Raw genomic sequence first — 11,744 nt, 5'->3', positions numbered from 1 at the left:
AACTCAGAAGTGAAACGCCGTAGCGCCGATGGTAGTGTGGGGTCTCCCCATGCGAGAGTAGGGAACTGCCAGGCTTTAATTAAACGGAAAAGCCCTGTCTTGCGACAGGGCTTTTTTGTGTCTGCGATTTACTGACTGGCGTCAGGTATACGGGCACGGTATCAGCAGTATTACCGGGCACTATACTGAACAGTGCCCGCACGACGGATCTCCATTACTCTTCCGACGCCCTATTCCTCCGACCCCTGGTAACGCAAATGCAGTAGCGGATATGCCCGTCCTTCGCTATCGGTTGCCGATCTTCCCGCTATCTCGAATCCCCGGGATAAATAAAACGCCAGTGCCGCGCGGTTTTGTTCATTCACATCGGTGGTGAGCGCCGGACAGAGCGTTAACGCATGGTCTATCAATAAACTGCCTATCCCTTTACCGTGCCAGCGGGGATCAACAAACAGCGCCTCCATATGCTGGTTATCCAGCAGCATAAAAGCCACTGGGGTATCTTCATCACTCGCGGCGACCCACAGCGGCGCCTGGGGCAGAAACTGCGCGACATGCTCACCAATGGCTCTGCGATCCTCTGCCGACAGGAAGTGGTGAGTGGCATCCACTGCGGCCCCCCATAAGCTGACCAGCTGCTGGCCTTCATCATATCGTGCGCGGCGTACCTGCATCTTTTACGTCCTCTTTATTTGCCCGGGGTTTTCGGTATTCTACGATGAACCGCGTCGTGAAACATTTTCACCTTTTACCTGAAGACTCGACATTCAAATTAATTATCGCTATCTTCAGCTGTCTGGATGTCTAAACGTTTAAACGTATGTAGTGAGGATTAAGGTTATGCCAATCAGGGTACCGGACGAATTGCCCGCAGTGAATTTTCTGCGTCAGGAAAACGTCTTTGTGATGACAACATCCCGCGCCAGCGGGCAGGAGATTCGTCCACTAAAGGTGCTGATCCTTAACCTGATGCCGAAAAAAATTGAGACCGAGAATCAGTTCCTGCGCCTGCTGTCTAACTCGCCGCTTCAACTGGATATTCGTCTGCTGCGCATTGATCACCGGGAATCCCGCAACACGCCAGCGGAGCATCTGGATACGTTCTATTGTGATTTCGACGATATCCAGGACGAGAACTATGATGGCCTGATTGTCACCGGCGCCCCCCTGGGGCTGGTTGAGTTTGATGATGTGGCTTACTGGCCGCAAATCACCCGGGTGCTGGAATGGGCAAAAGATCATGTCACCTCCACACTGTTTGTCTGCTGGGCGGTTCAGGCGGCCCTGAATATCCTGTATGGCATCCCCAAGCAGACCCGCAAAGAGAAAATCTCCGGGGTATATGAGCACTACACCACTCACCCTCACGCGCTGCTGACCAGAGGCTTTGACGATGCTTTCCTGGCGCCGCACTCCCGCTATGCCGACTTCCCGGCGGCCTTGATCCGGCAACACACCGATCTGGAAATCTTCGCGGAATCTGAAGAAGGGGACGCCTACCTGTTCGCCAGCCCGGACAAACGGCTGGCCTTTGTGACCGGCCACCCGGAATATGATGCGCACACCCTGTCCGGCGAATACTTTCGCGATTTGGAGGCAGGCCTGAACCCGCAACTACCGCATCGCTACTTCCCGGAAGATAACCCGGATAAAAAACCGCGTGCCACCTGGCGTAGCCACGGTAATCTGCTGTTTACGAACTGGCTGAACTACTATGTTTACCAGATCACGCCATTTGATTTACGCCAGATGAACCCTACCCTCGATTGATCCTCTACCGGCAGGTATCGCGCCTGCCGGTTTTCGCTATTCCCTGCCTGCCGACCACACCTTTCCGGTTAGCGCGTGCTCATCATTACCCGCTATTAGCCGTAACCATTCAGCAACTGAAAACCGATTACTAATCACATAAAAATTAATTTCTATATTAATCAGCGGATTATTTTATTTTTTAATTAAAAATGGAAATCGTTTTTGATTTTTTAAATTAATGAATTAGGCTTAGCTGTGTTGAGTGAAAAGTGCGCACTGATCCGATGAGGGTTGGCGAACGGGAACAGCAGTAAGGGGAGAGTTAGCAATGACACAACAAACAACGAGCGATGAGATTATCTTTCACCAGCCAGCAGGGGAACTGGAGCGCCAGGTACTGACTGCTGACGCGGTGGAGTTTATTACTGACCTGGTGGCGCAGTTTACACCCCAGCGTAATCAGTTACTGGCCGTGCGCCAGCGGGAGCAGCAGGCCATTGATCAGGGTAAGCTGCCAGACTTTAACCCGGAAACCGCTTCCATTCGTGACGGTGACTGGAAGATTCGCGGTATTCCCGCTGATTTACAGGATCGCCGGGTGGAAATTACCGGCCCGGTAGAGCGCAAAATGGTGATTAATGCGCTCAATGCCAATGTAAAAGTCTTTATGGCGGACTTTGAAGACTCTTTGGCGCCCAGCTGGCAAAAGGTGATGGAAGGGCACATTAACCTGCGCGATGCGGTGAACGGCACCATCAGCTACACCAATGACGCCGGCAAAATCTACCAGCTGAAGCCGGACCCGGCAGTTTTAATTTGCCGGGTGCGGGGCCTGCACCTGCCGGAAAAACACGTGACCTGGCGGGGTGAGCCCATCCCTGGCAGCCTGTTTGATTTCGGGCTCTACTTTTTCCACAACTACCAGGCCTTGCTGGCCAAAGGCAGTGGCCCCTATTTTTATTTGCCGAAGACCCAATCCTGGCAGGAAGCGGCCTGGTGGCGTGAGGTGTTCAGTTTTACCGAAGACCGTTTCTCACTGCCGCGGGGCACCATCAAAGCGACGCTGCTGATTGAGACGTTACCCGCCGTATTCCAGATGGACGAGATCCTGCACGCCATGCGCGACCATATTGTCGGCCTGAACTGCGGGCGCTGGGACTACATTTTCAGCTATATCAAGACGCTGAAAAACCATCCCGATCGCATCCTGCCGGACCGGCAAAGTGTCACGATGGATAAACCGTTCCTTAGTGCCTATTCACGGCTGCTGATCAAGACCTGCCATAAGCGCGGTGCGTTTGCGATGGGCGGTATGGCGGCGTTTATTCCCAGCAAAGACGAGCAACGTAACCGCCAGGTGCTGGATAAAGTCACCGCGGATAAATCCCTCGAAGCCGATAACGGCCATGATGGCACCTGGGTTGCCCACCCAGGCCTGGCAGATACCGCCATGGCGGTGTTTAACCGCGTGCTCGGCAATCGTAAAAACCAGCTTGATATCAGCCGTGAGGGAGATGTTCCGGTTACCGCTGCGCAGTTACTGGAACCCTGCCCGGGCGAGCGTACCGAAGCCGGCATGCGCGCCAATATCCGTGTGGCGGTGCAATACATCGAGGCCTGGATCTCCGGCAATGGCTGTGTGCCGATTTATGGCCTGATGGAGGATGCCGCCACTGCGGAAATCTCCCGTACCTCTATCTGGCAGTGGATCCACCACCATAAAACCCTGAGCAACGGTGAGCAGGTCACTAAAGCCTTGTTCAGTACCATGCTGGCGGAGGAAATCGAGGTGATTCGGCAGGAAGTGGGGGAGGCGAGGTTTGCCGCCGGTCGCTTTGCAGAAGCGGCCCGCCTGATGGATCAGATAACCACCTCTGATGCGTTGATCGACTTCCTGACCCTGCCGGGATACCGGCTGCTGGCATAACCCGGCGGGTCAGATTGGTTTACTTACCGACACCTTACTTAATGAAACCCGGCTCACCGGGTACTGAATGGAGCATCTGCCATGACAACCTCTCGTACTCAGCAAATTCAGCAACTGGAACAGGAATGGACACAACCACGCTGGGAGGGGATCCAGCGCCCCTACAGCGCCGAAGAGGTGGTGAAACTGCGGGGTTCCGTTAACCCGGAACACACCCTGGCCCAATTGGGGGCGGCGAAGATGTGGCGTTTGCTGCATGGTGACGCGAAAAAGGGCTATATCAACAGCCTTGGCGCCCTGACCGGTGGCCAGGCACTGCAACAGGCCAAAGCCGGGATTGAAGCGGTCTACCTGTCTGGCTGGCAGGTGGCTGCCGATGCGAACCTCGCCGCCAGTATGTACCCGGACCAGTCGCTCTACCCGGCTAACTCGGTACCGGCCGTGGTTGAGCGGATCAACAATACCTTCCTGCGGGCGGATCAGATCCAGTGGTCGGCGGGGATTGATCGCGACGATCCGCGCTTTATTGACTACTTCCTGCCGATTGTCGCCGATGCTGAAGCCGGGTTTGGCGGCGTACTGAATGCCTTTGAGCTGATGAAGTCGATGATCCAGGCCGGTGCGGCGGCGGTTCACTTTGAAGATCAACTGGCCTCGGTGAAGAAATGCGGCCATATGGGGGGCAAGGTGCTGGTCCCCACCCAGGAAGCTATCCAAAAACTGGTGGCGGCCCGCCTGGCGGCTGACGTGCTCGGCGTGCCGACCCTGGTGATCGCCCGTACTGATGCCGATGCGGCGGATCTGATCACCTCGGACTGTGACCCGTATGACAGCGCGTTTATCACCGGTGAGCGCACCAGTGAAGGCTTCTTCCGTACCCACGCGGGTATTGAGCAGGCCATCAGCCGCGGGCTGGCCTATGCACCTTACGCCGATCTGGTGTGGTGTGAGACATCCACCCCGGATCTGGCCCTTGCCCGCCGCTTTGCTGAGGCGATCCACGCCCGTTACCCGGGCAAACTGCTGGCCTATAACTGTTCGCCATCCTTCAACTGGAAGAAAAACCTCGATGATAAAACCATCGCCAGCTTCCAGCAGGAGCTGGCCGATATGGGCTATAAATATCAGTTCATCACCCTGGCGGGGATCCACAGTATGTGGTTCAACATGTTCGACCTTGCCCACGCCTATGCGCAAGGGGAAGGGATGCGCCACTACGTTGAGAAAGTACAACAGCCGGAGTTTTCCCGGGCCGGTGAGGGCTATACGTTTGTCTCACACCAGCAGGAAGTGGGCACCGGCTACTTCGATAAAGTCACCACCATCATTCAGGGCGGCAACTCCTCCGTAACCGCGCTGACCGGCTCAACGGAAGAATCTCAGTTCTGATCATCATGGCCCCACCCGGTTTACCGGGTGGGGCTTTTTGTTGTCTGCGGATCACCCGGGGTGGCTATGTCGAGAGCGAAAGAGCTATTAATAGCGCAAACTATTTTGCAGGGGTTCGATGCCCAGTACGGCCGCTTTCTGGAGGTTACCGCCGGGGCACAGCAGCGCTTTGAGCAGGCAGACTGGCATGCAGTCCAGCAGGCGATGAAAAAGCGTATTCACCTCTATGATCACCATGTCGGGCTGGTGGTGGAGCAGTTGCGCTGCATCACCCAGGGGCAGGCCACAGACAGCGACTTCCTGCTGCGGGTCAAGGCCCATTACACCCAATTATTGCCGGATTATCCGCGCTTCGAGATTGCAGAAAGCTTTTTTAACTCAGTGTATTGCCGCCTGTTTGATCACCGGGCGCTGACACCGGCGCGGTTATTTATTTTCAGCTCCCAGCCGGCACGCTACTTCCAGCACCATTCCCGGCCGCTGGCCAAAGCCTTCCACCCGGATAAAGGCTGGGCGGTGATGCTCAACCGTATGCTGACAGACTTACCGCTGCGCCTGCCCTGGCAGGATAAACCGCGGGATATTGGCTATATCATTCGCCATCTTGAGGAGGCCCTGGGGCCGGCGCATTTAGCCCGCAGCCATATTCAGCTGGCCAATGAACTGTTCTACCGTAACAAAGCCGCCTGGCTGGTGGGAAAATTGATAACCCCCGATGGTGTGCTGCCCCTGCTGATGCCGGTACACCGCAGTGACGACGGTGAACTGTTTATTGATACCTGCCTGACCACCCCACAAGAGGCCAGTATCGTGTTCGGCTTTGCCCGCTCCTACTTTATGGTTTATGCCCCGGTACCCGCCGCCACGGTGGAGTGGCTGCGGGAGATCCTGCCCGGGAAAACCACCGCCGAGCTGTATATGGCCATCGGCTGCCAGAAACACGGTAAAACGGAGATTTACCGGGAATATCTCAATTATGTCACCCATACCGATGAGCAATTTATTGAGGCCCCCGGGGTGCGGGGCATGGTGATGTTGGTGTTTACCCTGCCAGGGTTTGATCGGGTATTTAAAGTGATTAAGGACACCTTTGCCCCCCAGAAGGAGATGAACGCCGCCCACGTGCGGGCCTGTTATCAACTGGTCAAAGAACATGACCGGGTGGGGCGTATGGCGGATACTCAGGAGTTCGAAAACTTCGTCCTCGATCGCCAGCAGATAAGCCCGGCGCTATTAGGGCTGCTGCAACAGGAGATCCCGGGGAAACTGCGCATAACCGCGCACCAGGTCACCATCAGCCACCTGTATATTGAACGGCGAATGGTGCCCCTTAACCTGTGGCTGGAGCAGGCCTCACCCCGCCAGCTACGGGATGCCATCGAAGAATACGGGAATGCCGTTCGCCAGCTGGCGGCCGCCAATATCTTCCCCGGCGACATGCTGTTTAAAAACTTCGGCGTTACGCGCCATGGCCGGGTGGTGTTCTATGACTATGACGAAATCAGTTATATGACCGAGGTAAATTTCCGCGATATCCCGCCGCCCCGTTACCCGGAGGACGAGCTGGCCTGCGAGCCCTGGTATAGTGTGGCCCCCGGAGATGTCTTCCCGGAAGAGTTTCGCCACTGGCTGTGTGCGGATCCCCGGGTCGCCCCGTTATTTGATGAGATGCACAGCGATCTGTTCCGGGCGGATTACTGGCGGGCGCTGCAACAACGCATCCGCGACGGCCATGTGGAAGATGTCTATGCCTACCGGCGCAGGCAGCGGTTCTGTGTGCGTTATGGCACCAGTGAGCCGCCACCCGTCCGGCACGTGGTCTAGCGCACGCCACCCCAGGCGAGGGTGACCTCTTTCGCCGCCTTGATCACCAGGGCGCCCAGCTCGGTAACCCGGTCATCGGTGATGCGTGAGATAGGGCCGGAAATGGAGATAGCGGCAAACGGCAGATGGTGCTCATCGAAGATACAGGCCGCAATGCAGCGTAACCCCAGGGCGTGCTCTTCGTCGTCAAAGGAGTAGCCCCGCTTGCGAATGTGGGCGAGGTCGTCTTTCAGATGCACCGGCGAGACCAGGGTCGCGTGGGTATAGGCATGCAGCCCTTTACGGTGCAGCAGGCCAGACACTTGATCGTCACTCAGATGCGCCAGAAACGCTTTCCCCGCCCCGGAGGCGTGCATCGGCAATTTACCGCCAATGGGGGCGGACATCCGCATCAACTGGGTACATTGCACCTGGTCGATAATAATCGCGTCGTGGTCACTGTGGTCCAGCACTGCCAGATTGACGGTTTCGCCGGACGCGTCCATCACGCTGCGCAAAATAGGGTGCACGATGGCCAGCAGATTGCGGCTCTGCAAAAAACTGCTGCCGACAATAAAAGCGTGTGCGCCAATGGTCCAGTGGCCAAGGTCCCCCACCTGGCGTACAAAGCCCTGCTGCTGCATGGTGGTCAGCAGGCGGTGGGTGGTGGAGTTTGGCAACCCGGCCTGCTGGGCCAGATCGGTGAGCGCAACGCTGCCGTGGGACTCGGCAATCGCCTCAAGCAATTTCAGCCCGCGGGTGAGAGACTGCACCTGTCCGGTGGGTTGCGGGGCAGCGGCAGCCGCAGCGGGACGGGGTTTTTTACCGCGTTTAACAGGGACGGCAGCGGCCATGACAGACTCCTTTTTCTGTATCGTGGAAATCATTTTCGTTTTATTTGGCGATAATGCAACCTGCCGGGCACTGGTAAGAGCAGTATCCTGAAGATGTCTCACCTTTTGGCGCTTTTACCACCTGTTAACTTATGCCAGTATGGATGACCGGTTTTTCGTCCGGGTGGATAGGTAGAGTGGAGTGACAGTGAGCAATAAAAATAAAACAGAAAAGCTGCACCAGCAGCTGGCACAACGCATTTTGGTCCTGGACGGTGGTATGGGCACGATGATCCAGGGGTATCGTTTAGATGAAAACGCTTTTCGCGGTGAGCGGTTTGCCGACTGGCCCTGTGATCTGAAAGGCAACAATGACCTACTCGTGCTGACCCAGCCCGATATTATTGCCGCCATTCATGACGCCTATTTTGAGGCGGGCGCGGACATTATCGAAACCAACACCTTTAACTCCACCACTATCGCCATGGCGGACTACCAGATGGCGTCCCTGTCCGCAGAAATTAACTACACGGCGGCGAAACTGGCCCGGGCCTGTGCCGATAAATGGACCGCCCTCGACCCGGAAAAACCGCGTTACGTGGCCGGTGTCCTCGGCCCCACTAACCGCACTGCGTCTATCTCTCCGGACGTCAACGACCCGGCATACCGCAATATCACCTTCGATAAGCTGGTGGACGCCTACCGGGAGTCTACCCGGGCGCTGGTCGAAGGGGGGGCAGACCTGATCCTCATTGAGACCGTCTTCGATACCCTGAACGCCAAAGCGGCGATTTTTGCGGTGGAAACGGAATTTGACGCGCTGGGGCAATCGCTGCCTGTCATGATCTCCGGCACCATTACCGATGCTTCCGGGCGCACCCTGTCCGGGCAAACAACCGAAGCCTTTTATAACTCGTTACGCCACGCAGACGCACTGTCGTTTGGCCTCAACTGCGCCCTGGGGCCGGATGAGCTACGCCAGTACGTGGCGGAGATGTCGCGGATTGCCGAGTGCTACGTGACCGCGCACCCTAACGCCGGGCTGCCGAATGCCTTTGGCGAATATGATCTGGATGCTGACACCATGGCCGCCCAGGTCAAAGAGTGGGCGGAGTCTGGCTTCCTGAATATCGTCGGCGGTTGCTGTGGTACCACGCCGGCCCATATTGCCGCCATGAGCCGCGCCGTGGCCGGGGTGGCCCCCCGTAAGCGGCCAACCTTGCCGGTGGCCTGTCGCCTGTCCGGGCTGGAACCGCTCAATATCGGCGACGACAGCCTGTTTGTTAACGTCGGGGAGCGGACGAACGTGACCGGCTCGGCGAAATTTAAACGGCTGATCAAAGAAGAGAAATACGGCGAGGCGCTGGATGTGGCCCGCCAGCAGGTTGAAAACGGCGCCCAGATCATCGACATCAATATGGATGAAGGGATGCTGGACGCGGAAGCCGCGATGGTGCGCTTTCTGAACCTGATAGCCGGTGAACCGGATATCGCCCGGGTGCCTATCATGATCGACTCCTCAAAGTGGGAGGTTATCGAACAAGGGCTTAAGTGCATCCAGGGCAAGGGGATCGTGAACTCGATCTCAATGAAAGAAGGTGTCGATGTCTTTATTGCGCATGCCCGGCTGGTGCGCCGCTACGGCGCTGCCATGGTGGTGATGGCGTTTGACGAGCAGGGCCAGGCGGACACCCGGGAGCGCAAGATTGAGATTTGTACCCGGGCTTACAACATTCTGACCAACGACGTTGGCTTTCCCCCGGAAGATATTATCTTCGACCCGAATATTTTTGCCGTGGCCACCGGGATTGAAGAGCATAACAACTATGCGGTGGACTTTATCGGCGCCTGTGAAGATATCAAACGCAATCTGCCCCACGCGCTGATCTCCGGCGGGGTCTCTAACGTGTCGTTCTCGTTTCGCGGTAATGACCCGGTGCGCGAGGCGATCCACGCGGTGTTCCTCTACTACGCCATTCGTAACGGGATGGATATGGGGATTGTGAACGCCGGGCAGCTGGCGATTTATGACGATCTGCCCGCCGAGCTGCGCGATGCGGTGGAAGACGTTATCCTCAACCGCCGCGATGACGGCACTGAGCGCCTGCTGGACCTGGCGGAGAAATACCGCGGCAGTAAAACGGATGAGGCGGCCAATACCCAACTGGCGGAGTGGCGAAGCTGGGATGTCAGAAAACGCCTTGAATACTCGCTGGTCAAAGGCATAACCGAGTTTATTGTTCAGGATACCGAAGAAGCCCGCCAGCAGGCTGACCGGCCTATTGAGGTTATCGAAGGGCCGCTGATGGACGGCATGAACGTGGTCGGTGACCTGTTCGGTGAAGGCAAAATGTTCCTGCCCCAGGTGGTGAAGTCTGCCAGGGTGATGAAACAGGCGGTGGCCTACCTGGAACCCTATATCGAGGCCAGCAAAGAGAAAGGCCAAAGCAACGGCAAGATGGTGATTGCCACCGTGAAGGGCGATGTGCATGACATCGGCAAAAATATTGTTGGCGTGGTGTTGCAGTGTAATAACTACGACATTATCGATCTTGGCGTCATGGTCCCGGCGGAGAAAATACTCAAAACCGCCCGGGAACATAATGCGGACTTGATTGGCCTGTCCGGGCTGATTACCCCGTCGCTGGATGAAATGGTCAACGTGGCAAAAGAGATGGAGCGCCAGGGCTTTACTATCCCGCTGTTGATTGGCGGCGCCACCACCTCCAAAGCCCATACCGCGGTAAAAATTGAACAGAATTACAGCGGCCCGACGGTCTATGTCCAGAATGCCTCGCGCACTGTCGGGGTGGTCTCTGCGCTGCTGTCTGATACCCAGCGGGATGATTTTGTGGCCCGCACCCGTAAGGAGTATGAAACGGTGCGTATTCAGCACGGGCGTAAAAAACCGCGCACGCCACCGGTGACGCTACCAGTGGCCCGGGAGAATGATCTGGCGTTCGACTGGGAAAGCTACACCCCGCCAGTAGCCCACCGCCTGGGCGTACAGGAGGTGACCGCCAGTATTGAGACGCTGCGCAACTATATCGACTGGACGCCGTTCTTTATGACCTGGACCCTGGCCGGTAAGTACCCGCGTATTCTGGAAGATGAGGTGGTCGGCGAAGAGGCAAAACGGCTGTTTGCGGACGCCAACGCCATGCTGGATATGCTCAGCGAAACCCAGGCCCTCACGCCGCGCGGGGTGGTGGGGCTGTTCCCGGCCAACCGGGTCGGGGATGATGTGGAAATCTATCAGGATGAAACCCGCACGAAGGTGCTGGCGGTAGGCCATCATCTGCGCCAGCAGACGGAAAAAGTCGGCTATGCGAACTACTGTCTGGCGGATTTTGTCGCCCCACGGCACACCCGCAAACCCGATTATATCGGCGCGTTTGCGGTGACTGGCGGCCTGGAGGAGGACGCCCTGGCAGAGGCCTATGAAGCCCAGCACGATGATTACAATAAAATCATGATCAAATCGGTGGCGGACCGCCTGGCGGAAGCCTTTGCCGAGTACCTTCATGAGCGGGTGCGCAAGGTGTACTGGGGTTATGCCCCCACCGAGAACCTCAGTAACGAGGATCTGATCCGCGAAAACTACCAGGGTATCCGCCCGGCGCCGGGTTATCCGGCCTGCCCGGAACATACCGAGAAAGCCACCATCTGGTCACTGCTGGACGTCGAAACGCGGATCGGGATGCAGCTCACCGAGTCTTACGCCATGTGGCCCGGTGCGTCAGTTTCTGGCTGGTACTTCAGCCACCCGGACAGCAAATATTTTGCCGTGGCGCAGATCCAGCGCGATCAGGTTGAGGACTATGCCCGCCGTAAAGGGATGAGCGTTGCCGAGGCTGAACGCTGGCTGGCGCCGAACCTTGGTTATGATGCGGACTAACCGCTGACCCTCTCCAGCACCGCCGTTTCCGGCGGTGCTGTCACAAATCCGTCATCTTTTTTTACAACATACTGCCAATCAGCCCATTTAGCTGACTTATTATTTGCTTCTGACTCTTATACTTACTGTCATGTGTTGAGTG

Annotated in this window: 7 protein-coding genes and 1 rRNA gene; 6 read left to right on the top strand and 2 right to left on the bottom strand. The window is 56.8% G+C overall.

The genetic code is table 11. The features are described 5' to 3' along the window. Positions 1-74 (top strand): 5S ribosomal RNA (gene rrf, locus F9C28_RS20570); the annotation flags it as partial. Positions 75-230: 156 nt separating this feature from the next. Here the strand turns inward: rrf and F9C28_RS15270 are convergent. After that, the gene (locus F9C28_RS15270) at positions 231-674 is read right to left on the bottom strand and encodes an acetyltransferase (protein ID WP_199016208.1); all 444 of its coding nucleotides are present in this window, start codon (positions 672-674) and stop codon (positions 231-233) included. A gap of 166 nt (positions 675-840) precedes the next feature. On the opposite strand from F9C28_RS15270, the gene metA reads away from it, so the two are divergent. The 4 genes from metA (at position 841) to aceK (ending at position 6,892) form a co-directional block, all read left to right on the top strand. Continuing rightward, positions 841-1,770, top strand: a complete 930-nt coding sequence (metA, locus tag F9C28_RS15265) for a homoserine O-acetyltransferase MetA (RefSeq protein ID WP_199016207.1) — start codon at positions 841-843, stop codon at positions 1,768-1,770. 310 nt (positions 1,771-2,080) lie between these two features. Further along, positions 2,081-3,679, top strand: a complete 1,599-nt coding sequence (gene aceB, locus F9C28_RS15260) for a malate synthase A (RefSeq protein WP_199016206.1) — start codon at positions 2,081-2,083, stop codon at positions 3,677-3,679. Positions 3,680-3,760: 81 nt separating this feature from the next. Next, the gene (gene aceA, locus F9C28_RS15255; protein WP_199016205.1) at positions 3,761-5,068 is read left to right on the top strand and encodes an isocitrate lyase; all 1,308 of its coding nucleotides are present in this window, start codon (positions 3,761-3,763) and stop codon (positions 5,066-5,068) included. A gap of 66 nt (positions 5,069-5,134) precedes the next feature. Next, on the top strand, positions 5,135-6,892 hold the full coding sequence (gene aceK, locus F9C28_RS15250) for a bifunctional isocitrate dehydrogenase kinase/phosphatase (RefSeq protein WP_199016204.1): 1,758 nt from the start codon (positions 5,135-5,137) through the stop codon (positions 6,890-6,892). Here aceK and iclR read toward each other — a convergent pair. Further along, positions 6,889-7,725 (bottom strand): glyoxylate bypass operon transcriptional repressor IclR, encoded by an 837-nt coding sequence (gene iclR / locus F9C28_RS15245; RefSeq protein WP_199016203.1) that lies wholly within the window; start codon positions 7,723-7,725, stop codon positions 6,889-6,891. The two genes, aceK and iclR, sit on opposite strands and share 4 nt — an antisense overlap. A gap of 187 nt (positions 7,726-7,912) precedes the next feature. On the opposite strand from iclR, the gene metH reads away from it, so the two are divergent. Further along, positions 7,913-11,602, top strand: coding sequence for a methionine synthase (gene metH, locus F9C28_RS15240; RefSeq protein WP_199016202.1), 3,690 nt, complete (start codon positions 7,913-7,915; stop codon positions 11,600-11,602). The last annotated feature ends 142 nt before the right edge of the window (positions 11,603-11,744 follow it).

This window comes from Shimwellia pseudoproteus (assembly GCF_016415625.1).
Classification (GTDB): Bacteria; Pseudomonadota; Gammaproteobacteria; order Enterobacterales; family Enterobacteriaceae; genus Shimwellia; species Shimwellia pseudoproteus.
This window is presented reverse-complemented; position numbering and strand designations above follow the sequence as displayed.

What these genes read in the sequence shown, in the direction of transcription:
- F9C28_RS15270 (WP_199016208.1), bottom strand. Translation starts at nt 674, where the DNA reads ATGCAGGTACGCCGCGCACGATATGATGAAGGCCAGCAGCTGGTCAGC.
- metA (WP_199016207.1), top strand. Translation starts at nt 841, where the DNA reads ATGCCAATCAGGGTACCGGACGAATTGCCCGCAGTGAATTTTCTGCGT.
- aceB (WP_199016206.1), top strand. Translation starts at nt 2,081, where the DNA reads ATGACACAACAAACAACGAGCGATGAGATTATCTTTCACCAGCCAGCA.
- aceA (WP_199016205.1), top strand. Translation starts at nt 3,761, where the DNA reads ATGACAACCTCTCGTACTCAGCAAATTCAGCAACTGGAACAGGAATGG.
- aceK (WP_199016204.1), top strand. Translation starts at nt 5,135, where the DNA reads ATGTCGAGAGCGAAAGAGCTATTAATAGCGCAAACTATTTTGCAGGGG.
- iclR (WP_199016203.1), bottom strand. Translation starts at nt 7,725, where the DNA reads ATGGCCGCTGCCGTCCCTGTTAAACGCGGTAAAAAACCCCGTCCCGCT.